Origin of the sequence: Dickeya ananatis (assembly GCF_019464615.1) — a bacterium.
Lineage (GTDB): Bacteria > Pseudomonadota > Gammaproteobacteria > Enterobacterales > Enterobacteriaceae > Dickeya > Dickeya oryzae.
The window spans coordinates 3,308,857-3,333,460 of record NZ_CP040816.1 but is presented as its reverse complement, the minus strand read 5'-3'; the positions used below and the strand labels follow the sequence as shown (position 1 = coordinate 3,333,460).

At 55.5% G+C, this 24,604-nt stretch carries 23 protein-coding genes, 2 pseudogenes and 1 riboswitch; of the genes and pseudogenes, 7 read left to right on the top strand and 18 right to left on the bottom strand.

What is annotated here, in order from left to right; genetic code table 11:
• Positions 1-113: 113 nt before the first annotated feature.
• Positions 114-884: a sulfate transporter CysZ gene (gene cysZ / locus FGI04_RS14750; protein WP_342700037.1), complete on the bottom strand. Its 771-nt coding sequence runs from the start codon at positions 882-884 to the stop codon at positions 114-116.
• Positions 885-1,106: 222 nt separating this feature from the next.
• Here cysZ and zipA point away from each other — a divergent pair, with 222 nt between their 5' ends.
• Together zipA and yjeH are read left to right on the top strand one after the other, a co-directional pair.
• Positions 1,107-2,051 (top strand): cell division protein ZipA, encoded by a 945-nt coding sequence (gene zipA, locus FGI04_RS14745; protein ID WP_407274635.1) that lies wholly within the window; start codon positions 1,107-1,109, stop codon positions 2,049-2,051.
• Positions 2,052-2,254: 203 nt separating this feature from the next.
• Complete coding sequence (gene yjeH / locus FGI04_RS14740; RefSeq protein ID WP_407274719.1) at positions 2,255-3,508, top strand: L-methionine/branched-chain amino acid transporter; 1,254 nt, start codon at positions 2,255-2,257, stop codon at positions 3,506-3,508.
• A gap of 47 nt (positions 3,509-3,555) precedes the next feature.
• On the opposite strand, the gene ubiK is transcribed toward yjeH, so the two are convergent.
• Complete coding sequence (gene ubiK / locus FGI04_RS14735; RefSeq protein WP_342700034.1) at positions 3,556-3,843, bottom strand: ubiquinone biosynthesis accessory factor UbiK; 288 nt, start codon at positions 3,841-3,843, stop codon at positions 3,556-3,558.
• Positions 3,844-4,003: 160 nt separating this feature from the next.
• A riboswitch (FMN riboswitch) is annotated at positions 4,004-4,166 on the top strand.
• Between the two features lie 126 nt (positions 4,167-4,292).
• On the opposite strand from ubiK, the gene ribB reads away from it, so the two are divergent.
• Positions 4,293-4,946: a 3,4-dihydroxy-2-butanone-4-phosphate synthase gene (gene ribB / locus FGI04_RS14730; protein ID WP_342700033.1), complete on the top strand. Its 654-nt coding sequence runs from the start codon at positions 4,293-4,295 to the stop codon at positions 4,944-4,946.
• Positions 4,947-5,081: 135 nt separating this feature from the next.
• Here ribB and tehB read toward each other — a convergent pair whose 3' ends face one another.
• Positions 5,082-5,945: an SAM-dependent methyltransferase TehB gene (gene tehB / locus FGI04_RS14725; RefSeq protein WP_342700032.1), complete on the bottom strand. Its 864-nt coding sequence runs from the start codon at positions 5,943-5,945 to the stop codon at positions 5,082-5,084.
• Between the two features lie 121 nt (positions 5,946-6,066).
• Positions 6,067-6,689, bottom strand: a pseudogene (locus FGI04_RS14720) (FAD-dependent oxidoreductase); the annotation flags it as partial.
• On the opposite strand from FGI04_RS14720, the pseudogene FGI04_RS14715 reads away from it, so the two are divergent.
• Positions 6,676-7,126 (top strand): annotated as a pseudogene (locus FGI04_RS14715) (AAA-type ATPase lid domain-containing protein); the annotation flags it as partial. The pseudogenes FGI04_RS14720 and FGI04_RS14715 sit on opposite strands and share 14 nt — an antisense overlap.
• Positions 7,127-7,172: 46 nt before the next feature.
• Here the strand turns inward: FGI04_RS14715 and fumA are convergent.
• Positions 7,173-8,816: a class I fumarate hydratase FumA gene (gene fumA / locus FGI04_RS14710; RefSeq protein WP_038903458.1), complete on the bottom strand. Its 1,644-nt coding sequence runs from the start codon at positions 8,814-8,816 to the stop codon at positions 7,173-7,175.
• 426 nt (positions 8,817-9,242) lie between these two features.
• A complete protein-coding gene (locus FGI04_RS14705) occupies positions 9,243-10,109 on the bottom strand; it encodes a LysR family transcriptional regulator (RefSeq protein WP_342700031.1) in 867 nt (288 codons plus the stop codon).
• A gap of 106 nt (positions 10,110-10,215) precedes the next feature.
• On the opposite strand from FGI04_RS14705, the gene FGI04_RS14700 reads away from it, so the two are divergent.
• A complete protein-coding gene (locus FGI04_RS14700; protein ID WP_016942268.1) occupies positions 10,216-10,704 on the top strand; it encodes a multidrug/biocide efflux PACE transporter in 489 nt (162 codons plus the stop codon).
• Positions 10,705-10,741: 37 nt separating this feature from the next.
• Here FGI04_RS14700 and FGI04_RS14695 read toward each other — a convergent pair whose 3' ends face one another.
• The gene (locus FGI04_RS14695) at positions 10,742-11,428 is read right to left on the bottom strand and encodes a DNA-3-methyladenine glycosylase family protein (RefSeq protein WP_407336921.1); all 687 of its coding nucleotides are present in this window, start codon (positions 11,426-11,428) and stop codon (positions 10,742-10,744) included.
• A gap of 97 nt (positions 11,429-11,525) precedes the next feature.
• On the opposite strand from FGI04_RS14695, the gene alkB reads away from it, so the two are divergent.
• Positions 11,526-12,179, top strand: coding sequence for a DNA oxidative demethylase AlkB (alkB, locus tag FGI04_RS14690; RefSeq protein ID WP_342700028.1), 654 nt, complete (start codon positions 11,526-11,528; stop codon positions 12,177-12,179).
• Between the two features lie 44 nt (positions 12,180-12,223).
• Here alkB and FGI04_RS14685 read toward each other — a convergent pair whose 3' ends face one another.
• The 6 genes from FGI04_RS14685 to FGI04_RS14660 all read right to left on the bottom strand — a co-directional run bounded on the left by FGI04_RS14685 (position 12,224) and on the right by FGI04_RS14660 (position 18,845).
• The gene (locus FGI04_RS14685) at positions 12,224-13,795 is read right to left on the bottom strand and encodes an FAD-dependent oxidoreductase (protein ID WP_407274639.1); all 1,572 of its coding nucleotides are present in this window, start codon (positions 13,793-13,795) and stop codon (positions 12,224-12,226) included.
• Positions 13,796-13,857: 62 nt separating this feature from the next.
• On the bottom strand, positions 13,858-14,202 hold the full coding sequence (locus tag FGI04_RS14680) for an FMN-binding protein (protein ID WP_012883567.1): 345 nt from the start codon (positions 14,200-14,202) through the stop codon (positions 13,858-13,860).
• A 56-nt stretch (positions 14,203-14,258) separates the two neighbouring features.
• A complete protein-coding gene (locus tag FGI04_RS14675) occupies positions 14,259-15,638 on the bottom strand; it encodes an MFS transporter (RefSeq protein WP_407320943.1) in 1,380 nt (459 codons plus the stop codon).
• Positions 15,639-15,640: 2 nt separating this feature from the next.
• Complete coding sequence (gene nrfD, locus FGI04_RS14670) at positions 15,641-16,597, bottom strand: cytochrome c nitrite reductase subunit NrfD (protein WP_342700025.1); 957 nt, start codon at positions 16,595-16,597, stop codon at positions 15,641-15,643.
• Entirely contained in the window at positions 16,590-17,288 is a 699-nt protein-coding gene (locus FGI04_RS14665; protein WP_342700024.1) for a 4Fe-4S dicluster domain-containing protein, read from the bottom strand. Before FGI04_RS14665 ends, nrfD begins: the two co-directional genes overlap by 8 nt.
• A gap of 582 nt (positions 17,289-17,870) precedes the next feature.
• Positions 17,871-18,845, bottom strand: a complete 975-nt coding sequence (locus tag FGI04_RS14660) for an alpha/beta hydrolase (protein ID WP_342700023.1) — start codon at positions 18,843-18,845, stop codon at positions 17,871-17,873.
• Positions 18,846-19,036: 191 nt separating this feature from the next.
• Here FGI04_RS14660 and FGI04_RS14655 point away from each other — a divergent pair, with 191 nt between their 5' ends.
• Positions 19,037-19,939, top strand: coding sequence for a LysR family transcriptional regulator (locus tag FGI04_RS14655; protein WP_342700022.1), 903 nt, complete (start codon positions 19,037-19,039; stop codon positions 19,937-19,939).
• 67 nt (positions 19,940-20,006) lie between these two features.
• On the opposite strand, the gene FGI04_RS14650 is transcribed toward FGI04_RS14655, so the two are convergent.
• Genes FGI04_RS14650 through FGI04_RS14630 form a run of 5 tightly spaced genes read right to left on the bottom strand, consistent with a single transcriptional unit; the run spans position 20,007 to position 24,531 of the window.
• Positions 20,007-20,993 (bottom strand): LacI family DNA-binding transcriptional regulator, encoded by a 987-nt coding sequence (locus FGI04_RS14650; RefSeq protein WP_407274641.1) that lies wholly within the window; start codon positions 20,991-20,993, stop codon positions 20,007-20,009.
• Positions 20,986-21,765 carry a ribonuclease Z gene (locus FGI04_RS14645; protein WP_407274642.1) on the bottom strand — a complete coding sequence of 260 codons (780 nt, stop codon included), beginning with the start codon at positions 21,763-21,765 and terminating at the stop codon, positions 20,986-20,988. The genes FGI04_RS14650 and FGI04_RS14645 overlap by 8 nt, the downstream gene beginning before the upstream one ends.
• Positions 21,755-22,825, bottom strand: a complete 1,071-nt coding sequence (locus FGI04_RS14640) for an ABC transporter ATP-binding protein (RefSeq protein WP_407274643.1) — start codon at positions 22,823-22,825, stop codon at positions 21,755-21,757. Before FGI04_RS14640 ends, FGI04_RS14645 begins: the two co-directional genes overlap by 11 nt.
• 9 nt (positions 22,826-22,834) lie before the next feature.
• Positions 22,835-23,662, bottom strand: coding sequence for a carbohydrate ABC transporter permease (locus FGI04_RS14635; protein WP_407340085.1), 828 nt, complete (start codon positions 23,660-23,662; stop codon positions 22,835-22,837).
• Positions 23,659-24,531, bottom strand: a complete 873-nt coding sequence (locus FGI04_RS14630; protein ID WP_407336917.1) for a carbohydrate ABC transporter permease — start codon at positions 24,529-24,531, stop codon at positions 23,659-23,661. The genes FGI04_RS14635 and FGI04_RS14630 overlap by 4 nt, the downstream gene beginning before the upstream one ends.
• Between the last annotated feature and the right edge of the window lie 73 nt (positions 24,532-24,604).

The following is a 24,604-nucleotide window of genomic DNA, read 5'->3' as shown; positions in this document are numbered from 1 at the left end:
AAAGCCAGTGAAGTAAAGAATCGCTATATCGATATGTTCTGAGGAAATATATTTTCATTAATATCCAGTTATAGAACAGGGTAGCGTCACTGGCTCTCCTTTCTGTGTCGGTATCAGTGCCGAGGCAATGTGCTGGAAAGGTGGCGGTAACGATCGACCCACAAGGCGGTCGCGCCGCAGACAGCAACCGGCATGATCAACAAGTTTAGCACCGGCACCATCGTAAACAGGCTGACCAGCGCGCCGAATTGCAGATTTGCCAGTTTGTTTTGCCGCAATGCTTTACGCATGGTGGCAAAGCCGACTTTGTGGTTATCGAACGGATAATCGCAATATTGGATTGCCAGCATCCAGGCACCAAACAAAAACCACATCACAGGAACGACGGTCTGACCGATGCCGGGTACGAAATACAGCAGCAGTAACACCAGTAGACGGGGTAAATAATAGGCCAGTTTTTGCAGTTCGCGTCGCATGATGCGGGGCACGTCTTTGGCAATATCGAGCATTCCGCTGGCGGGCAGCGGCTGGCCGGTCAACCGGGCTTCCAGTTGCTCCGCCAGCAGGCCGTTGAACGGCGCGGCGATCAGGTTGGTAATGGTACTAAAGAAATAGCTGAAAACCAGCAAGACGGAGAGTGTCACTAGCGGCCAGAGCAGGTAGCTGAGCCATTGTAGCCACTCTGGCACATGGGTCATTAGCTGCGGGATCCAGGTGCCAAGCTGGTGAAACAGCCACCAAAAAGCGCCCCCCATCAGCAGGATATTCACCAGCATAGGAAGAATGACAAAACGACGGATACCGGGCAGAGAAAGCAGTTGCCAGCCTTTCAGAAAATAATGCAGGCCGCTGTGTTTGGGATCAAGGTGTTGCGTGTAGGACATGGGGCGGTTCTCACCTTATGGTAGGCAGGTTACGGCATCATATCGGGATGAATTTCGGCTGGCTAGCTGCGATTTGCCTGAAAAAACGACAAAAAAATGCCCGCAGTCGATCTTTATTATCATAAACTAGTGTACAGACTTGCACTTGAGTACACAGGCAAATACAGTTAGAGGTATGTGTATTTGCCGTAGTGGCAATGTATTGGAATAACTGGGATAGCAATGATGCAGGACCTGCGTCTGATCTTGATTGTCGTTGGCGCGATCGCAATTATAGCACTGTTACTGCATGGTCTTTGGACAAGCCGTAAGGAGCGCTCGTCCCTTTTCCGCGATCGTCCGGTAAAACGCCTGAAGCCAAAGCGTGATGATGCCCCGCTGGAGGAGCTTGACGACGGGGTGGGTGAAGTGCGGGTAACGTCCTCTCGCCGTCAGCAAAATACGCCGTCCGGCAACGCTGCGGGTGATCGTTTTGAGACGACCTTCCGCCAGGAGCCTACTGTTTACGATCCGCTGCTGGATGAGGTTGAGCCGCCAGCGCCGTCGCATCAGCCTGCGGCCCCGTATGCCGAATCGCAGCCTCGCTATCAGCAGCCAGCCTCCCAACCCCAGCCGACAGAACCGGTGCAACGAATTCCGGAGCAGAGCGCGGAAGAGCCAGCACCTGACGTCAACCATCACCCACATTCTGAACTGGTGTCTGAAGCGCCGGTGGCTTCACAGCCGATGCCGCAACAAGAAGTGGTGCTGGTTTTGCACGTAGCGGCTCATCAGGGCGGCGTGATTGGTGGTGAAGTGCTGTTGCAAAGCGTGTTGCAGTCAGGTTTCCAGTTTGGCGAAATGAACATCTTCCATCGTCATGTCAACCCGGCAGGAAGTGGGCCGGTGTTATTCAGCCTGGCTAACATGGTCAAACCCGGTTCGTTCAATGTGGACGCGATGTCTGAATTTACCACGCCGGGTGTGTCGATTTTCATGATGGTGCCGTCTTATGGCGATGCCAGTCAGAACTTTAAGCTGATGCTGCAGTCCGCTCAGCGTATCGCTGACGATGTGGGCGGCGTGGTGCTGGATGACGAACGCCGTCTGATGACACCGCAGAAAGTGGAAGCCTATAAAGCCCGTATCCGCGATGTGCTCAAAGCGAACAGTGCTCAGAGCGAATAACGGCAGTGTGTTGTGATATCAGCGCTTATCAGAAGCCTCCGTTTACGGGGGCTTCTTGCTTTTATCGCATGTTACGTCCATCGGGTATGACTTTCATCGCGCGGTTTTTCCGCGCTATCTCCATCGCGTCGTTTCCGTAACGAGCGCATTTCGTGTGGCAGTGTCGGCCGGTGAATCTACCGGTTGGCAATAAGGTGCAGACAGTGAGCGGCAATAATACGTTAAAACAGGAGTTGGGACTGGTTCAGGGTATCGGGTTGTTATCGACCTCGCTGCTGGGAACCGGCGTGTTTGCTGTGCCTGCTCTGGTGGCTGAGCAGTCGCAAGGTGATAGCTTGTGGGCCTGGCCGCTACTGATTGCCCTGGTGTTTCCGATTGCGATTGCCTTTGCCTCACTGGGAAGGCACTTCCCGAATGCCGGTGGGGCGGCGCATTTTGTGAAGCTGGCGTTTGGGCCGCGGCTGGCGCGTGTGACCGGATGGTTGTTCCTGTCGGTGATCCCGGTAGGGTTGCCAGCGGCGATGCAGATTGCGGCCGGGTTCTGGCAGGCTGCCTTTGGGTTGAGTGCCGACGGGTTACTGCTGGTGCAATTGCTGACGCTGGCGGCGATTTGGCTACTGGGAATACGCAGTGCCGGTTCCAGCGCCACCATTCAGACGCTGATTGCTTTACTGGTGGTGCTGCTGGTGGCGGCAATCTGGTGGAAAGGGCAGATTGCGCCATCCCAGATTCCGTGGCCTGCGCTTACGCAGATTCACGGCGCACAGATGCTGGATGCGCTGGCGGTGATGTTCTGGTGTTTCGTCGGGCTGGAAGCCTTTGCGCATCTGGCAACGGAATTCAAATCACCCGAGCGTGATTTTCCGCGGGCGCTGCTGATAGGCATGTTACTAGCCGGTACCGTTTATTGGGGATGTACTGTCGCCGTTTTGCATTTCGGGGCTTACGGTCCCCATCAGGCTGCTACAGCATCGCTGCCCGGCATAGTGGTGCGGTTGTTTGGCGAGCATGCCTTGTGGCTGGCTTGCATTGTCGGCTATCTCGCCTGTTTCGCCAGCGTGAATATTTATACCCAGGGGTTTGCCCGTCTGGTGTGGTCGCAGGCCCCGGAAGGGAGCCGACTGGCGCGTTTATCCACCGCGCGCGCGCCGGTGAACGCGTTATCGCTGGTGGTGGCCTGCTGCCTGCTCTGTTGCCTGTTGATTTACTGGCTGCAACTGCCGTTATCTGAGCTGATCGTTTACGCCAACGGCATTTTTATTTTGATTTATCTACTGTGTATGCTGGCGGGGTGGCGGCTGTTGCATGGCCGTTCACGTGTGATGGCAAGCATCGGGAGCGTACTGTGCGTGGCGTTGCTGCTGACTCTCGGCTGGAAATCGCTGTATGCGTTAGGGATGCTGACGGTGCTATGGCTGGTGCTGCCAGTAAGACGCGCCGCCATTGTCACCGAGTAAAACCAGACAGGGGCGCAGGCCCTGTCTGGCATGTGCAGACTGCTGCGTTACTGGGAGTCGGCAGGCGGTTGTTGTGTTGCTGTTTCGCGGCCCGCAACTTTCGCTTCCAGTTCGCTCATCCGCTGTTCCAACAGCGCCAGTTTTTCGCGAGTACGCAGCAATACCTGGGTTTGTACGTCGAATTCTTCACGGCTGACTACATCCAGTTTGCCTAACTGCGATTGTAAGATCTGACGGATTTTCTTCTCCATGTCTTCGCCAAATTCCCGGATGCCTTTCGGCATGGATTCCTGCATCTGACGGGCAATCTGCTCTAATTTCTTCGGGTCAATCATGACTCTTTCCTGAACTGTTTGACGAAAGGGTGGATATACATCAAGTGTAATGCCTGACCCGCACGGTATAAACAAAAAGTCATTTTCATTCGATAAATTTTGCGATCCATAAGCGGGGTTAGTGATTGCCCCTCCCTTCGGTTAGCGCTATAGTAACCCTGCTTATTCTCAGGGCGGGGTGTAATTCCCCACCGGCGGTAAACCAGTATGTGGCCTTAAGGTCAGCTGGAAGCCCGCGAGCGCTCAGACTGCATGGTTTGAGGTCAGCAGATCCGGTGTAATTCCGGGGCCGACGGTCATAGTCCGGATGGGAGAGAGTAACGGTTTCTGACAGGCTAGCGCCTGCCCGCGTTATTTTTTGCGTTTTTGTCTGTTTGCTCAGTGCAAAAACGACTCCTCAAGTTCGCCCTGATTCTGGTAATCCATACTAACAATGAGGTTTTTTTACCATGAATCAGACTTTACTTTCCGAATTCGGTACACCTGTCGAACGCGTTGAACGTGCGCTGGATGCATTGCGTCAAGGCCGTGGCGTCATGGTGTTGGATGATGAAGATAGGGAAAATGAAGGTGATATGATTTTCCCCGCCGAAACCATGACCGTTGAGCAAATGGCGCTGACCATTCGTCACGGTAGCGGTATCGTATGCCTGTGTATTACTGAAGAGCGTCGCCAGAAGCTGGAACTGCCGATGATGGTGGAAAACAATTCCAGCCATTATCAGACTGCATTCACCGTGACTATCGAAGCGGCTGAAGGTGTCACCACCGGGGTATCTGCCTCCGATCGCCTGACAACCATTCGTACCGCGATTGCCGATGATGCCCGTGCGAGCGATCTGAATCGTCCTGGTCATGTGTTCCCGCTGCGTGCGCAGCCGGGCGGCGTGCTGGCGCGTGGTGGTCATACTGAAGCCACGGTGGATTTAATGCGTCTTGCTGGGTTTAAACCGTTCGGCGTGCTGTGCGAACTGACGAATGAGGATGGTTCCATGGCGCATGCGCCGGAAGTGATCACCTTCGCGAAACAGCACAATATGCCGGTGCTGACTATCGAAGATCTGGTGGCTTACCGTCAGGCGGCTGAACGTAAAGCTAGCTGATTGTCACCAGACACTATCACGTCTTTGAAACAGGGCCGGTTTTCCGGCCCTGTTTTTTCAGGTATGTATTTTTTCAGGTAGATGCGTTTTCAGACGTAGCCTTTTTCAGGCGTAGGCTTTTTTCCGATGCCGGGTTCAGGCCGGTTTGCAGGCTAGCAGCGTGGCAAAGCGTAGCTTGATGCGGTTGCCGTCGGCGTCGGTCTTGTGCAGTTCCCCCACATCCTCGTTGTATTTTACTATCTCCCAGTCACGATAATAGTCGTGCAATTCGTTGTGCCCGAAAGTGAATGAGAACGGCAGTGGGCAGGGGAAGTCGTCGGTGGACATGGCCGCGACAATCAGGTTATAGCCACCGGCAACCGTGTGTTCCTGCATGTTGCTGATAATAGCCGGGACGCAGGAACGATCCAGAAACATGAATACCACCGTCGACAGGATGAAATCGTACTGATGGCGAATATCGGCCTGATTGATGTCGTGGACGAACGCGTCGATCCCGCTGAGTGACTCATCCACGATTACCTGGTTGAACTTATCAATGCTCATGGCGTTCTTGTCGCAGGCTGTAACTTCAAAGCCTTTCAGGTTCAGGTAGAGTGCGTTACGCCCGCCGCCACAGCCCAGGTCCAGCGCTTTTCCCGGTTGGATATAACGCAGAGCGTTGACAACTTCCGAGTGGGTGCGCGTCAGCTCGTATTTTTTGTGGTAGTAATCTTCCGCTGTGCAATAAAAACTGAGCTGGCATTGCAGGTCGTCGGAGAACGCGGCAATGCGGTGCCAGCGTTGTGGTTCAATATAAGGCGGCTGCTGTTGCGGTGAAAACTGAAAGCGTTCTGTGACTTCTCCTTGTTCCGTCAACAGTTCGAACGTCAGTTCGCCCTGTCGTATTTCCAGTTTTGCCCAGGTGTCTTCTTTGGTGTTGTGTTTTTCCTGGAACGCCGCAGGCAGCGTATTGCTGTTCCATACCGGCATCTGTTTATAACAAATCAGTTCTTGCATAGGGACCTCGTACGTTCTCGTCTCTTCCCATTCTATTAATCACGCGGTAGTGTGACCATAAATATGTATTTTAAATGCATGAAATGGCAAAGCGACCGCCATGCAGTCGCTGGATATAGCATCATGATGACAGTTGTCGTAGCAGTGGGAAGGCCTCTTTCGTGCGGTCGCCGCCGACGACAAATGCCCGTAACTGTTCCCCTGCCATTCCCTTTGCCACGATGCCGCCATGATCGGCGATGAGGTACCAGGTGAGCGCCGGGTTTTGTGTTTCCCCCGCCAGTTGTAACGGAAACAACGGCGTTTTTACTTTAATCAACATCGCAGGCAGGGTAAGTGGCTGATCCCCTTGCGGCTGAGGGTGATGGGGTTCCAGGGTGAGGCGTGCGGCAATACTGTTAGCCGCGATGCTGGCGGTTAACTGGATCGGTTGTAAAAAGGGCAGCAGTTTACCGTTAATTTCAGCGCAATCTCCCAACGCGTAAATATGCGGATCAGAGGTGCGTAACTGGCTGTCGGTGACGATGCCACGGTTTACCGACAGACCTGCCATCGCTGCCAGCTCGGTATTGGCGCGCAGTCCGATGGCGGAGATGATTTCATCTACCACCAGTGTGCGGCCGGAAACCAACGTAACGCGCAGGCCCACCTCGGTTTTTCCTCCTGCTGGAGCTCGGTGCCGAGTAACAGTTCCACCCCTTGTTGCAGCAATGTGGTTTGCAGGCGGGCGCTGCGTGCGCGTGGTCAGGATATTGCGCTGCTGGCCGGTTTTTTCTGTGAGCGCAGCCGGGCCAGACTCGGGTTGCAACGCCTGTCATTATCGCCGCAAGCGACCCAGTTGCTGGTGCGTTATCCGTGGCCGGGGAACGTGCGCGAACTGGAGCATGTCATCTACCGGGCGACGATTGTGGCGCGGGCAGGGGGTACGAGCGGCGATCTTGTCTTACGACCAGAGCACTTGAATCTGGATGGCGTACTGCCCGATGTGCCTCATCCCGCTAACGCGGAGAATACCGCGCCGCCGTGGCGTCAGCCTGCGGGATGCCACGGAGCATTATCAACGACAGGTGATTAGCGACACGCTGGCGCGGCATCAGGGTAACTGGTCATCCTGCGCCCGTGAACTGGCGGTAGACAGCGGTAATTTACACCGTATGGCAAAACGGCTGGGGATAAAATAACAAACCCCGGCATGGCCGGGGTTTGAAGGACAGGTTTAGCGAATCATCAGCCGCAGCGCGTGCATTTCTGCGACTGGATCACCTGGAAGAAGTCGTTGCCCTTGTCATCCACCAGAATGAAGGCCGGGAAGTCTTCCACTTCGATTTTCCAGATAGCTTCCATACCCAGTTCCGGGTATTCCACACACTCCAGACTCTTGATGCTGTTCTGAGCCAGAATCGCTGCCGGGCCGCCGATGCTGCCGAGATAGAAGCCACCGTGTTTATGACACGCGTCGGTGACCTGCTGGCTGCGGTTGCCTTTGGCCAGCATGATCATGCTGCCGCCGTGGGATTGCAGCAAATCAACGTAAGAGTCCATACGGCCAGCGGTCGTCGGGCCGAGTGAACCAGACGCGTATCCTTCTGGTGTCTTGGCTGGGCCTGCGTAGTAGATCGGGTGATCTTTCACGTATTGCGGCAGTTCACCGCCGTTGTCCAGCAGTTCCTTCAGCTTGGCGTGCGCAATGTCGCGTGCCACGATGATGGTGCCGTTCAGCGACAGGCGAGTAGAAACCGGGTATTGCGACAGCGTTTTGAGGATATCTGCCATCGGGCGGTTCAGGTCGATACGCACCACTTCACCTTCGCCAGCCTGACGCAGGTGTTCCGGAATGTATTTACCGGGGTTGGTTTCCAACTGTTCCAGCCAGATACCCTGACGGTTGATTTTGGCTTTGATGTTACGGTCCGCCGAGCAGGAAACACCCATCCCTACCGGGCAGGAAGCACCGTGACGCGGCAGACGGATCACCCGCACATCGTGCGCGAAGTATTTGCCGCCGAACTGGGCACCGAGTCCCAGATTACGGGCTTCTTCCAGCAGTTCCTGCTCCAGTGCCACATCGCGGAACGCCTGACCGTGTTCGTTACCCTCGGTCGGTAATTCATCATAGTAGCGGGTGGAGGCCAGTTTCACGGTTTTCAGGTTGGTTTCCGCAGAGGTGCCGCCGATGACAAAGGCAATGTGGTACGGCGGGCAGGCCGCGGTACCCAGCGTGCGCATTTTTTCCACCAGATAGTTTTTCAGTTTACCCGGTGACAGCAGCGCTTTGGTTTCCTGATACAGATAGGTTTTGTTGGCGGAACCGCCGCCTTTGGTGACGAACAGGAATTTATACTCATCACCTTCCGTGCTGTAGAGGTCTATCTGCGCAGGCAGGTTGGTGCCGGTGTTGACCTCTTTGTACATGTCCAGCGCCGCATTCTGGGAGTAGCGCAGGTTGTCTTCAATAAAGGTGTTGTATACACCGCGCGACAGTGCTTCAGCGTCGTTGCCGTTGGTCCACACACGCTGGCCTTTTTTGCCGACGATAATAGCAGTACCGGTATCCTGACAGGTCGGCAGGATGCCTTTGGCAGCGATTTCGGAGTTACGCAGGAACTGCAAGGCGACATAACGGTCGTTTTCGCTGGCCTCCGGGTCGTGCAGAATATCGGCGACCTGCTGCTGGTGGGAAGGACGCAGCAGGAACGAGGCGTCGTGGAATGCCTGCTGTGCCAGCAAGGTCAGCCCCTGCGGGTCAACTTTAAGAATATCCTGGCCTTCAAACTGGCTAACGGAAACAAAGTCGCTGCTGATCAAACGGTATTCGGTTTTATCTTTCGCTAATGGAAACGGATCTTGGTAATAAAACGGTTTATTCGACATTTTCTTCTCACTTGCAGCCGCATAATTGAGTGATTTATCGGGTCTTATTTCCGCCTAAGGCTTTTGTGCCGGTCTTATTGTTGTGTCCGTCGTCTTTGGCACGACGACAAAAGCAATAAACGTGGTTGATATTCCTTAACTTGCGCCAGTTGTGCGCCTATTGAGGGATACCACCTCACATACTATGGCTTTATGGCGGGGAGTACCACGCTGACAAGTCACATTATTTTTATCTTCGTCATGTTTTCGTCGAAAATATATCGCAGACAGAAACAGGATGTTGATATTGATAATCGTGACGTTACGGATGGCATATTAAGTCATTTATTTAAATTAATTAAGTGCAATGTGCCTGGGTGATGAATATCCATTAAATAAATAAGGGTTATGCCCGTTGTACATCACCTTGCCGGTATGTTGATTTTATTATTCGCGCTGTTCGAGCAGGGTATCGATGAGCCATAATCCCGCCGGCCCGGGGGGCGAGGGGCGAGACCAGGCGATATCCACTTCAATTTGCCGCGGCCAGCCTGGCAACGATAGCTCCACCAACTGATTCTGCGCGTATTCCTTGACCAGCCAGCGCGGCAGGGTGCTCCAGCCAAATCCTTGTTGCGCCATCTCCAACAGCATCAGGTACGACGGCGTTGACCAACTGGCGCTTTCCGTTTGTGGACGCTCTCGCTGGCTATATGTATGCAGACATAACTGACGCACCGTAGCGAGTTGTTCCTGCGTTACCTGGGTCTGCTGCGCCAGCGGATGCGTACGGGCGACATACACCGCCATTTCGGTTTTCACCTGCAACCGGGACACCGCAATGTCGATAGGATAATGTGCCTGCGCCTGTAATACGCCAACATGGGCGCGCTGAGATTGCAGCAGTTCCACCACGTCTTCGTCTTCCGCAATCAGGCATTCGAATTCCACGTCGGGAAACCGCACGGCGAAGCGTTGCAGTATCGGGTGATAGTGACTGCACTGCCAGGTGTCCGATAACACGAAGGTGAGCCGTGGCTCGACTTTATCGGCCAGCCGGATTGCCAGTTCATCCAGCGCTTCGCTGGCAGACAGAATCGCTTTCACATGACTGAGCACCTTACGTCCTTCATCCGTCAGTACCGGCTGATGACCTCGTCTGTCGAACAACAGCAATCCCAGATCAGCTTCCAGATTCGCCACCGCCGTACTGACGGTGGACTGGCTTTTTTGCAGGTGGCGTGCCGCGGCGGAAAACGAGCCGGTATTCACGGTAGCGATGAACGCCAGCAGTGATTCAGGAGAATAACGCATCGCTGCCTCTATCGATTTTTTAGATGGATTCTAATTTATCACTATTGGTTATTTCGATGAAAATAGCAATCCGTCAGCGCCACCGCGCTATCAGTAGGAGGAATCTATGCAACAGAATATTCAGCAAACAGGACATCATCCGTCAAAATCCTGGCGTGAGCGGATAGTGCATGCCGTGGGTTTTGAAGTGATGGCGTTATTGATTTGCGCGCCGATAGGGGCATGGGTACTGGAGCGCTCCATCCTACAGGTCGGGGCGCTATCCATCATGCTGTCCAGCGTGGCAATGGTCTGGAACGTGGTGTACAACAGCGTGTTTGATCGCCTGTGGCCGGTCAGCCGCGTGAGGCGTGGCGTATGGGTGCGCGCAGGGCACGCGCTGGGCTTTGAAGGTGGTTTTATCCTGTTTGGTTTGCCGCTGGCCGCCTGGATGCTGAATATTACGTTGTGGCAGGCGCTGATGGTGGAGATCGGCTTCTTCCTGTTTTTCCTGCCGTACACCATGGCCTACAACTGGCTGTACGACCTGCTGCGTGAGCGTCTGCTAACCCCAGCGGTACAGGGACGCCAGTCGGCACCCGAGGCAGGAGAGTGAGGGCTTGCCCCACGTTCCCCTCGCTTCGGGCTTGCTTTCATTCGTCGGTCGACTGACGCAGTGACGCCCGGTATTCGGCGTAATCCGGCATGTGAGGAATACGCCACAGATACCAGGCTGCCAGTGTGCGATAGGGGCGACAAGGCTCGCTCATCTCCAGCATCGCTTTGCGCGTGGGGTCTTGTGGCAGGCGATACAGGTAACGAAACCCCTGTTTGATGCCGAGATCGTCCACCGGCATGATATCCATCCGCTCCAGTGTGGAGATCAACAGCATTTCTACCGTCCAGCGGCCGATACCCTTCAAAGTGCAAAGGCGCTCGATCAGCGTGTCGTCATCCAGATGTTCGGCGGCCGTTCTGGCGGGTACCAATCCGCTCAGTACGCCCTGCGCAATGCCTTTCACCGTATCGATTTTACGGGCGGAAAAACCGCACTGGCGTAACACCTCGGGTTCGCACGCCACTAGTTGTTCAGCGGATGGAAAACCACTGTCTCCCACGTCAAAACGTTGCTGTAGTTTGTTGATGATCGCGGCGGCGGCACGGTTGCTGAGTTGCTGGCTGGAGACCGCCCGGATTAGCGCCTCGTAAGGTTCCCGTGCCGGTCGGCTTTCAAAGCGGATATGGCCGACGCCGTCTATCAAGCGCGCCCAGTGCGCATCAATGGCGGACAAATGGGCAAGAGCCTGAGGTTCGTCGAACGGGAGGGGTGATGGCGTCATCGGGTGGCATCCTTATGGTTGGCGATGTATTTCAGCAGGCAATGTTCCGCTAAGAGAGATATACTCAATTATACTGGTTATTTGAACAGGTTTGCGCATGAATTTTGAACTGTTTGCCGATGAGCCGCCAGAGCGCCGGAATGAAACGCTGGCACCCGGTGCGGTGGTGTTGCGCGGTTTTGCCTGGCCACAGGCCGATGTGTTGCTGGCTGCTCTCAAGACAGTGACGCAACGAGCGCCGTTTCGGCACCTGGTGACGCCGGGCGGGTATACCATGTCGGTGGCGATGAGTAATTGCGGGCCACTGGGCTGGGTGAGCGACGAGCAGGGTTACCGCTACAGCGCGCAGGACCCGCTCAGTGGTCAGCCCTGGCCTGCTATGCCAGCTTGTTTCTTGCAGTTGTCTCAGGCCGCGGCACTGGCGGCGGGATACCACGACTTTGCGCCCGATGCCTGCCTGATTAACCGCTACGCCGTTGGTGCCAAACTGTCGTTACATCAGGACAAAGACGAGCTGGACTTACGCCAGCCGATTGTGTCCGTATCGTTAGGGTTGAGCGCGGTGTTTTTGTTCGGTGGTATGAAACGCAGCGATCCTTGCCAGCGGTTGACGTTGATGCACGGTGATGTGGTGGTGTGGGGTGGCCCATCCCGATTGTGTTACCACGCTATTTTGCCGCTAAAACGCGGGCCGCTGCCGATGGGAATGTCCGATGAGGTGCGCCTGAATCTGACGTTTCGCTGCGTATGAGTGTCCCCCACGCAGTGGGGGACACTTGCCATGACGTTGTATGATTACTTCGCAGAGAAGTGGATGTACTCCAGCGCGTTTTCACCCGCCATACGACCTGAGTTGAGGGCAAAACCGAAAGTCCCGCCGCCCAACAGCAAGTCATAGGTGTCGCCGTACATACCGGCGGCATCGTTGCCGGTCACGTACAGACCCGGTACCGCACTGCCGTTCGGGCTGACCGCTTCCATTTTCTCGTTAATTTTCACACCACCGAGCGTACCGAGTGCCGCTGGCATCATCTTCACGGCATAGAACGGGCCGGTTTTCACCGGGCGCAGATAATCCATGCTCTTGTTGAAGATATCGTCACGTTTCTGGGCAGCATAGCGGTTATTGTCTTCAATGGTGCGTTTCAGCACGGCCGGGTCGATAGCCATTTGTTTGGCCAGGTCGTCGATACTGTTACTTTTGAAAACAAAACCGCGGTTTTTCTGGAGTTCTTTGGCAAACTCGTCGTCGAATTTCACCAGTTTGGTATTGGCGATAACCCATTCGCCGATCGGCACATCAATACCGTCGTTGACCACATGCTTGCGGGTTTCCTCGTCGAAGACGGAGTACATAACGCCACCCGCTTTCGCCAGCGCGTTACCGGCGTGCGGCCAAATAATAACGATGGACTCATCGGTGAAGCGGCGTCCGGTTTTGTCTACCCACAGGTATGGCTGGCGAGCGGCGGCCAGCATCTGGGAGTTAGGGGCATACTCTGGCAGACCAGGGCGATAAGACTGCACTACGCCCATGCCTTCTTCTTTGGCACCGGCTTTCCACGCCATTTTGATGCCGTCGCCGTCTTTACCGATGTTGCCTACCATGATGGTGTCGGGCATGGCGACGTATTTTTGCAGCATCTCTTTGTTGTTGGCGTAACCGCCGGTGGCGACGATCACCGCTTTGGTGTCGATCTGGAACGGTTTACCGTCGCTGCCTTCAGCGATCACGCCGGTAATTTTGCCGTCCTTTATCACCAGGTCTTTACCGGCGGTTTTCACCAGTGTGGTGACCTTCATGTTTTTAAACTGCTCATGGAAGGTTTTGATCAGGTAACGGCCGTGGCCGGGGCCATCGATAACGTGCCAGGTCAGCATCCCGCCCGGCCCGCCGGGGCCGATGTATTCAAACTTGATGCCTTTGGATTTCACCCACTCGATGGTGTCGGCGGAGCGATTGACGAAGGTACGCACCACATACGGGTTGGCCATCCAGTGGCTGTATTCCATGATGGTCTTAAAGGCCATATCCGGCGTGACCACGATACCCTGACGTTTTTGCATCGAACTGTTGGCCGCGAAGATACCTTCCGCGAAATTACCGGTGCCGCCGACGGCGGGCTGTTTTTCCAGCAAGACGACGCTGGCGCCTTTCTCGGCGGCCGCCATGGTAGCGGCAGTACCGGCGGCACCCGCACCAATCACCACCACATCCGCGCTTTTCGGGATGTCGACCGATTTGGCCGGTTCAGCGCTTTTCGCCGGTTCTGCCGTTGGCTCGGGTTGCCCTGATGCCTGAGCAGACGTGATTCCCAGCACCGAGAGGCACAAGGCCGCAAGGAGTTTTTTTCGGTATTGAACCATATTATTTTCCTTTTATTTTACGCGTGGAATAACGCGCCAAAGACTGGCGCATCGTCCGGTATTCAGTTCGCCTTGGCTTTGGCGTAAGCCGCCTGCGAGGCGTCATGCACGGCACCGCTGGTCATGGTGGCACCGGAAACCCCGTCGACATTGATGGTCTTTTTCTCGGTCATGGTCTTTGCCAGCTCTTTGGCCGCTTCACCGCCGACTTCCGGGGTTTCGTCCGGGGCATCGATAGTGGCTTTTTGCACGACGCCTTTGGCATCGATATCCAGAGTGACGGTGACGTCACCACCGATACCTTGTCCGGTCGCTGAGTAGGTACCGGCTTTAAATTGGTCTTCAGCAACGGCCACGCCGGCAATCAGCAACAGGCAACCCAATAATGTGATGGAACTTTTTTTCATAACGAACATTCACTCTGTATGGTTAATATCATCAATAAACGGGAACCCGCGCCGGGCTAAGGGGCCAGCAGCGTTTTCCCTTCTTCGTGGCTGAGATGGCGAAACAACAGGCAACTCAGCGGTAATCCGGTGCCGAGCAGTAACAACAGCAAGCTGAAATGGTTGATGTTCAGTAGCGGTTCCCATTGGGAAAACAGCCGCAACGCCGGGAAGGTCAGCGCCATGCTGAGCATGACGGCAATCAACTGACTGAGGATCATGATGTTATTGCCGCTGTTGTAGGTATCGCTGCACAGGTGGCAGCAGGCCAGCGTGCTTTCCGCCGAGTGCAATAACGCGGTCATCAGGCCGATAGCGACAGCGCAGACGCCAATCACCGGTAGTAAACGGTGCTGGATGGCGAGGCCGAGCAGCAGCACCAGTGCTGAGGCCAGCAGCGTGCCGTACATCAGCACATTACGGTAACCCAGCCAGCGAATCAGTGGTTCGAACACCAGCTTGGCCAGCAGCGCGCCGATGGAAAACATCAGCATGATGAGACCGGCGGTCGCGGGCGGCAGCCCGAGCGAGGTCTGAACCACCAGTGATATCACCACCGGCAGCGAGGCCAGCAGTAAGCGGGTGAGCACGCCACCCCATACCCCGACATAAAAGGAACGGATGCCGAACAGGGACACCGGCAGCAGGGCTTCGCGCCCCGGCAGGTCACTGCGCAGGTAAAATAACGTGCAAAGCGTACAGGCCAGGCCCAACAGCACGATGACTGGCATCGACAGCAGATGTCGCGGTGCAGCGGCCAGCAGCAGGGTCACCGTCAGCAGAATGCCGACCAGCGGCAGCAGGTTTCGCATCGACACCCGACAGGCGCTGACGCGGGTGCCGGTATCCGTCGGCAGGATGCGCCATGCCAGCCACAGGCACAGCAGCGCCAGGGGGAGTGGCGCGATAAAAATAGCCCGCCAGGATAACCCGTCGGTCAGCAGGCTACCCAGCAGCGGGCCAGTCAGGGTGCCGAACATGCCGAGCAGGGTCATGCGATTCAGGAATGACAACCGGGTATCGGCGGGGGTGTATCTCAGCACTTGCGTGCGGATCACCGGCAACAGTAACGCGCCACCGGTTCCCTGAATAAATCGTCCCAAACCCAGTTGAAATGCGGAGTCGGCATGAAAGCACAGCAGCGCGCCGCCGGTGAAGATGGTCAGGGCGGCGAGACAGGTACGCCGTTCTCCCAGATGCTGGCTCAGCCAACTGTTAATCGGGGTAAAGGCTACGACGGTGATGACGTAAGCCATGACGATCGGCTCCATACGCAAGACGGGTTGGTGCAGCGCACGGGCTATCGCCGGTACGGCGACGTACAGCATGGTGGTGTCCAGCGATTGCATGAAGAACGCCGCTGAGGCCAGCCAGAAGAGTGCGCGTGGGCCAGTCATGGTCAGGCTACCGTCATCTGACCGGCGTACAGCACGAACAGACGCAGCAGGAACACGCCCAGTAGCGTCAGGCTGGCGGTAAAGCGTGGCAGGAACGCGATACGGCGTTGCACGGCAGTCAGGCCGCCTGCCGCCAGCGGCACCAACATGCCGATGCCGATAATACCGATCCAGAACACCCCGCCCCAGAATCCGCTTAACGCCACCTGTGCCGCGACCGATTTCTGCCCACCGCCCAACAGCAGGCCGGTAAAAAAGGCAAAGAGCAGAAACAGTTCGACCAGCGCGATCGGCTTTTCCAGTTTGTGCAGCAGATGCAGGGTGTGCGGGCAGTATTGCTGGCTGCTCGCCGAGGCACCGACCATCATCAGTACCGCGACGCCGGAGGTAACGCCAGATACCAGAAACAGCACCGGCAATACCGGGTTGTTCAGCAGTGGAAAGGATTTCAACGCTGACAGCAGAAAGCCGGTATAGCAACCGAGCAGCAACGCCAGCACCAGCAGGACATTTTCTACCGGACGTAGGTAACGAGTCACCCAGGTGATTACCCGATTGAGCACCGCGTGCAGCGCGCCCGGCAACCGGCGTTCACACCAGGCCAATAGCGGCTGTTGATACAGGCTGGCAATCCACAGGAACATCACCAGCATGTACACCTGAAACAGCATCACCCCCAACGACATGATGGAATGGGGATTATAGAAAACCATCAAGTACCAGAAGGTGATGGGGCGGGCGAGGTGAAAAATCAGGATCACCAGCCCGATGATGACCGACAACGGCGCGACGATGGCCGTGGCGGCTATCAATGGGTTTGTCTGTTGGTTTTCTGCTGGCAGATAGCGGCGAAACAGTAGCGTCAACACCATCATCCCCGAGGAGATCCCCACCAGCAGCAGGTAAACGGCGATGGGCCAGTCCCATACCAGCGAAGGAAAGTGAAAGGCGTTATGCATGATCGCTTTCTCCGTATTTACCCGGTATGCGGTAAAGGTTAGGACCGGTACCCAGGTAGACTTTGCTGCGGTAGATAGGGTTGCTTTTGATCATTTTCGAAATATCGCTGTCCGGATCGTTGAGATCGCCAAACACCAGCGCTTTGGTCGGGCAAATTTCGACGCAGGCTGGTTTCTTGCCTGCCGCCAGATTGGTTTCCCGACAGAAATTGCATTTATCGGCGGTGTTGGTTACCGGGTTGATAAAACGCACGTGGTATGGGCAGGCGGCGATGCAGTAGCGACAACCGACACAGCGTTTGTCGTTAACATCGACAATGCCGGTCAGCGCGTCTTTGAATGAGGCTCCGGTCGGGCAGACAGACACACAAGGCGGGTTATCGCAGTGTTGGCAGGACTGACGGAAGAACTGTTTAACGGGTTTAGTGGTATCGGTGGCTGGGATATCAACGGTTTGTATGATATTCAGCCGGGTGACGCCCTCCGGCACCTGATTGGTTTTACGGCAGGCGGTCATACAGGCTTTGCAGCCGATACAGCGCAGCTCGTTGTGCAAAATACCGTATTTAACCGGTCGCCCCCCAGAGGACGGTAATGCCGTTTCCTGTGCGGCCACCGGCAGGCCGCTGCCGGAAACGGCCAGTGCGCTGCCCATAATGGCAATAAAACGGCGTCGGGTATAATTTTCCATAAAATAACCTTTCAGAAAGCAAATATCGGTTTGCAGCCATTACGCTCTGTACTGCAATAAATCGTTTTTTATTTTCTTTTCACTGAACACGAATGCACACAGTGAATAACAACAATGCTCATTCAGGAGAAATAAAATTCTGTTTGAAAGTAATGTGTGTCGGGAAATAAAACATCTTGATGGAAATAATTGGAACATGTGCACCCGGTGGGATATGTGTCACGCTTCACATTTAATTTTTTGTATATCCGGATAAAAATAATTGCAAAACACGATAACTGGCGCAGCTCCTGTTATTATTGTCGTGAGTTTTATGGTTAATGTTATTTTTGTTGTTTATTTTTGTTATCAATGTGTCTTTTTTGATTTATGCGGGGAAAATATCTTTCCAGTCAAAATGAATAAAAATGATGTGGCGCAATAATTCACTCGCGCGGTACGTTATTTATGTCGACACATAAATAAAAAACACCTCTGACGAGGCGTTTTATCGGAATAATTCTCAGCCAATTCATGGCTACCTGCTGATTAATGACAATCAGCCAATTAATCACCTTCTGCCAATTAATGGCTATCAGCCGATTATGGCTTCAACTGGCGGTCCAGAAACTGAATCACTTTCTGCATGATTTCTGGTTGTACCCAGTAAATGCCGCCATGTTCTGCACCTTTCACCACGTAATAGGTGCTGTTGATGCCGTGGGCTATCAGCGCCTTGTGCAGCAGTTCGGTCTGGTGGGGCGAAACCACCGTATCGGCGCTACCGTGCATGATTAAAAAGGGCGGCGTGTTCTTGCTGATATAGTTGATCGGGTTGGCGGCAGCCGTTCTTTCCGGGAAGCGGGTAATCGGACCACCGTCATTGAACACGGAGGTGCCGTTGACCCAGATAGCTTCGGTCGAGGACGGCGAGGCGTGTTTTTGTACCACCGCATCCGGGAAGCCTTCACCGACGCGGGTCAGATCCGACAGGCCGTAGAAGTCGATAATCGCTTGTACCTGGCTACTTTGGTCAAGGTGTTCACCACGGTCAAATTGCTTGTCGCCGTTGCTGGTACCGGCGAATGCCGCCAGATAGCCACCGGCTGAGGCACCGAACACGGCCACATGATTCGTATCAATGCCGAATTTACCCGCATTGGCGCGCAGATAGCGAATGGCGGATTTCACGTCTTCCAGCGGAGCGGGGAACAGTACGGTGGGTGCCACGCGGTACTCCATGCTGGCGACCACGTAGCCGGCTTCCGCCATTTTCAGCCGTTGCTGGATATAGTTGTCTTTATTGGCGTTGATGAAGCCGCCGCCGGTGATGAACAGCACGGCGGGCTGCGGTGATTTGGCTTCCGGTTGGAGGATATCCATCTTCAACGCGACGTTAGCATAGCCGCGCATCGGCACCTGCGCGTAAACCACGTCAGAAATCAGTTTAACCGACGGCTGACGCGGGGTCAGCGTCAGTTCATGTGTGTTGTCTGCTGCCATCGTATGGGGAACCTGAGCGGCGGCGGTAATGATAATGGAAGACAACAGTATCATTTTGAGGGGGGGCGTACGCATGAATTATTCCTTAAAAAAATTATTTTCTGATCATTGTTTTTGAATCAATATGCAAGCAGATAGATGAGCATGGGGTACAGTCAGGGTGCAGGCTAGCATGATGATGATTAATACAATTGTGCTTAATCTCACATTAGTATTTTAACAAATTCATATAATTAATATTCGATAAGGTTATAAATAAAATAATCATGATAAGTATCAAGCGTGCACTTTATTACCATGAGTTGGTTCGCAAAGGGAGTTTCACCCGTGCCGCCAAATCTCTCAATATCTCTCAGGCCTTTCTTTCTCAGGAAATATCCCGACTGGAACAGGAGTTAGAACGAAAACTGATTAATCGCACCACACGCCAGTTTGCGTTAACGCCATTTGGCGAGGCGTTTGATGAAAAAATCAAACCACTGATTCGCGAGTATTACGACGTAGAACAATTTGTGCAGTCATACGAAGAAAGTCAGGATGGTGCCCTGATGGTCGGGGTGATTCCTATCTTCAACCGGCTGAAATACTACGATGTCTTTACGTCATTTCAGAAGCAGCACCCGAATATCGAGTTATCGTTTATTGATGGTGTCAGTAGTGACCTGTTGGAAAAGGTCAGAAATGCCGAGATTCATGTGTCGCTCTCCACGCCATTTGATGATTACTTGCAGGATCCGCTGTTTAATCACACCATCTTTCTGGATGACAATCTGGTGGCGGTGATGGCCGCCGATCACCCGCTGGCAGGGCAAGACAGCCTGACGCTGGAGCAACTGGCGCAGGAGCGGCCGATTGTGCCGCAAAAAGGTACCGGTGAGCATGCGGCGGTGTCGGCGGCGTTCAATCGTGCCGGGCTGGAGGAGACCTGCTTTCGTGAGTGCAGCAATCTCGACATCATTATGGATCTGGTGATGCACCACGGCGGCGTTGTCTTTCTGTGTACCTCGGTGGCGGGGAGCCTGAAGGGGTACGATATCGCTATTCGTCCGGTCGCCACGCCTATTATCCGTACTTTTGCTGTCAGCTACCTCAAGCGTAGCGCGAGCATTCCGATGGTGCGCCGTTTTCTGGATTTCATGGAACGCCATCACCCGATGCTACGTGGGTAACAACTGATGCATCGGGTCATCCGTTATCGGGCGTGATGAGCGCCCGAGCGGTTGCGAGGGAACGGGTTTAGCGCACGACCAGTGTGGGGGCAATACGAACGGTGTCGCCGTGTTGTGCCTCACCGCGTAACACCTGTTGCAGATGGCGTATCACGTGTTCCACCAGTAGTTCAACCGGCTGACGCACCGTGGTCAACCGGTAGCCTTCCCAGGCGGCCTGCGGGGTGTCGTCGCAACCGATCACTTTACAGTTCGCGCCACCGTTGAGCCGCAGTGCGTCCAGCGCGCCAAAAGCCAGCGCATCGCAGGCGCAGAACACGCCTTCCACCGAGGGGTATTGTTGCTGTAACTGGCACATGGCGCGGTAGCCACTGTGGTAGGCGTAATCCGGGTTATCGGCGACGATCGGCTCCGGCAGGTTACGGCTGAGCAGACGCTGGCGAAAGCCCGCCAGTCGCTCCAGCGAGGCTTGTCCATCATGACGACCGGCAATGTAGGCCAGCCGGGTCAGCCCCTGAGACATCAGGTGATCAGCCGCCAGTTCACCGGCCAGCCGGTTATCAGATAGCACGGCGGTGACAGTTTCACGCTTATCTTCACGTCCCATCAGCACCATCGGCAGCGACAGTTCCAGACAACGTTCGGTGGTTTCTTGCGATAGGCTACCGGCAGAAATAATCGCCGCTTCCACCTGCCACGACAATGCCTGTTGCAGTCGGGCGCGGATGTCGCAGTGTTCAGTGACGCTGACCAGCATCGGCACCAGCCCATGTTGTTGCAGCGCCTGCGTTAGCAGATTAAACAACCAGGGCTGGAACGGGTTATCGAATTCCCCCATCACCACCGCCACGATGCCGGAACCTTGCCGCCCGGAATTGACCAGCGCGCGTGCCAGTGCGTTGGGGCGATAGCCCAGTTCATCGGCGGCTGCCAGTACCCGTGAGCGGGTTGCCTGGCTGACTTTTCCCGGCGCGGAGTAGGTACGCGACACCGCCGAGGGAGAAACGCCCGCGCTACGGGCAACATCAATCGAGGTGATGCGCTTCTTATTCATGCTCTGCCCCTCTGATGATGTGCCAGTGGCCGTCATGACAGCGTGCCCGGTCGCCCTGTTCAGGGAGAAAAATAGCGGGTGAGGCGGCGATAGCCTGTTGCAGTGCCACTTTTTGCGACTGTTGCACATGGTACAGCCCCAGTTGCGCACCCGGTTTACGCACCAGCGTCTGCACCAGCGTCTGCACCTGCGGCCAGTTGCCGTGCCAGGCGTTGCCGGTCGCCTGCGGTGAAAAACACTCCACCAGCGCCAGGTCCGCCTGCGCCAGCAGTGTGGCAGCCGCGGGCGTCAACTGACCGTCGCCGCTGTAGAACAATGACCCCTGCTTAGCGCTCAGATACAACGCCCGGTTAGGTACCGAATGGCGGGTCGGTGCGGTCTGGCAATGCCACGGCCCCAGTTCGCTCAGGCTTTCACTATCCTGCCAGTGAAGGGTGAACAGTGGTCGACCGGCGGGCCAAAAGGCGAAATCCGCCAGACGCTGTAACTGCGGGAGTTGCTGACGCGGAGCGATGATCGTGAGCGGTGCGGTACGCCCGCAAGATTCGCACCAGTTAAGCCAGGTCGTCAGGCCGAGGACATGGTCGGGATGGGCGTGGGTAATATAGATGGCGTTGAGGTCGTCCGGTGCAGTCTGGCGTTGCCACAGTGCTTGCGGAACCGTTGGACCGCAATCCACCAGCAACTGAAACTCGTTTTCGCTGACCCGTATTGCGGCGTTAACCCGTTGGCTGTCGTAGGCTTCACCGCTGCCAAGAATATCAAGCTCCATGCACCGTCTCCTGTTTCCCGGTATGTGCGGGTGATGGCAAACGCTGTCCATCGATATCAAACCAGTGGCAGCGTTCCGCTACCACCTGCAACGCCAGCTCCTGACCGATACGCGCCGCACTGCGGCTTTCCACCACCAGTTTGATGCCAGGTTCATGGATGATATGGCCGTGCAGGTGATATTGCGCCCCCAGGTTTTCCACCAGGTCCACCTGAAAGGTTGGAATACTGCTGGTTATCTCAAAGGTGTCCGGGCGAACGCCGAGGGTCACCGCGCGTTCGTCTCGCGCCAGTCGTTGCAGCCACGGCGATAATGTTTGACCGGACGACAACTGAAAAAAGTTCATTTCCGGTGTGCCGATAAACCCGGCGACAAAGGTCGTGGCGGGCTGGTGATACAGCTCTTCCGGTGTGCCGATCTGCGCGATACGTCCTTCGTGCAATACCACAATGCGATCGGCCAGCGTCATCGCCTCGACCTGGTCGTGGGTGACGTAAATCATGGTGGCGGCTAACTGCTGGTGCAGGGCTTTTAACTGCACCCGGGTATGGGTGCGCAGTTTGGCGTCCAGATTAGACAGTGGTTCGTCGAACAAAAACAGGCGCGGTTTACGCACGATGGCGCGACCAATCGCCACCCGTTGGCGTTGCCCGCCGGAAAGCGCACCGGGTTTACGCTCCAGTAGCGGTGTGAGTTGTAGCATCTCTGCGACCTGTGCCACTTTTTCGGCAATCACATGGCGTCGTTCACCGGCCATCTTGAGCGCAAACCCCATGTTTTCCGCCACGGTCATGTGCGGGTAAAGCGCATAAGATTGAAACACCATCGCCATTTCCCGCAGACCTGGCGGCTGGCGCGAGATATCGTCATCGCCGAGCAGAATCTGGCCGCTGTCTTGTTCTTCCAGTCCGGCGATGGTCCGCAATAGGGTTGACTTGCCGCAGCCGGATGGGCCGACGAACACTACCAATTCACCCTGCCGGATATGTAAATCGATACCGTGCAGCACCGTCTGGTGCCCGTAGCGCTTGGCTACCTGATGTAACCGTAATTCACTCATCCGCGAGTCCTATTTCTGGCTGACGGCGAAGCCGCGCAGCAAATAACGTTGAACAAAGCCCGCTACCAGCAATACCGGCAGCGAAGACAGCAACCCGATGCTCATCAGTTCTCCCCAGTAGATCTGGTTTTCAGTCATGAAGTTGGCGATAAACAGCGGCAGCGTGAATTGCTGTGGGGTTTGCAGATACAGCAGGGCGAACAGAAATTCGTTCCAGGCCATGATCAGGGTGAAGATCGCCGTGGCGACCAGACCGGGAGCGCACACCGGCAGCACGATGTAACGCAGCCGTCGCCACAGCCCGGCACCGTCCATCGCGGCGGCTTCTTCCAGCGACAGCGGCACATCGCGGATAAAACTGAGCAGCATCCAGATACAAAACGGCAGGGTGTAGACCTGATACGCCAGCATCAGCCCGGCCAGACTGTTGAGCAGGTGCAGCGATTTGAGCAACGAATAGAGCGGGATGGCCACCACCATCGGCGGCATCATCTTGATCAACAGCACCAGCAGCAGGAACAGGCTATCCAGCCGTGCCGGGAAGCGGTGGCGTGCCAGCGTATAGGCAGCCATAAAACCGGTTATCAGCGATAGCACAGTGGCACCCGCCGCCACCCAGAGGGTATTAAGCAGCCGTGCGCCAACGCCATTATCCAGCAGGCTCTTGAGGTGAGTGAGCGTCCACTGTTGCGGCCAGAACGGGCTGGAAAGGCTGGAGAATTCCGCGGTGGACTTAAACGCCGCTGCCACCATCCACAGGATCGGTAAGGTGAAAAATAGCAACGCGATAGCCAGCGCCAGGGCACGTAGTGCCGTCAGCCAGTAGGGGAGTCTCATGCGCTTTTCCCTCCACGCAGTAACTGCCAGGCGTAGATAAGGCTCATGGCTGCGGCGAACAGCAGCATAATGACTGCCCCCGCGCTGGCGAGTCCCAGATTAAAAAACTTGAAGCCTTGCTGATAGATGTACAGCGACAGGGTTTCGGTCGCATAGCCGGGGCCGCCACCGGTCAGGGCGTACACTTTGTCGAACAGCTTGAAGGTGTCGATGGAGCGCAGCAGCAGCGCCAGCATCAGAGGTTGGCGGATAAGTGGCAGCGTGACGTACCACAGCCGTTTCCAGCCATTGGCTCCGTCGCTTTGCGCCGCTTCCAGTACGTCTTTGGGGATGCCCTGTAATCCGGCAAGAATGATAAGACAAGCCATCGGCGTCCACTGCCAGATATCCACCAGCATCAGCGACCACAGCGCCAGATGCGGGCTGGATAGCCACGGTTGCGGCATCAGCCCCAACGCGGTCAGGCAGTTATTCAGCAGGCCAAAATCGTAATGAAACCACACGCGCCAGATGGCCGAGCACACCAGCGTGGAGATCATCATTGGGTAAATCAGCAGGCTCAACACCCACTGGCGACCGGGAAAATGGCGGTACAGCAATAACGCCAATACCAGTCCCAGCAGCACCTGCAACAACGAACTGCCGACTGAAAACAGCAGGGTGTTTTTTAGGCTGGTGGTGAAGAACCAGTCGTCGAACAACTGGCGGTAGTTCTCCAACCCGACCCAACTGCGGCTGGCGGCGGCATAATCGACCTTGCTGAAGGAGTAAAGCAGCATCTGGCCGATGGGGTAGAGCGTCAGCAGTAGCAGCAGCGTGGTGGCGGGCAGGAGCAGTAGCCAGCGTTGCCAGCGGGAGTCAAAATGCATGGGGTGTCCTTGCGTGGGCGGACCGTGGCCCGCCCGAAAACAGTCATGTTGATGCGTGTTACTTCGCTACGTG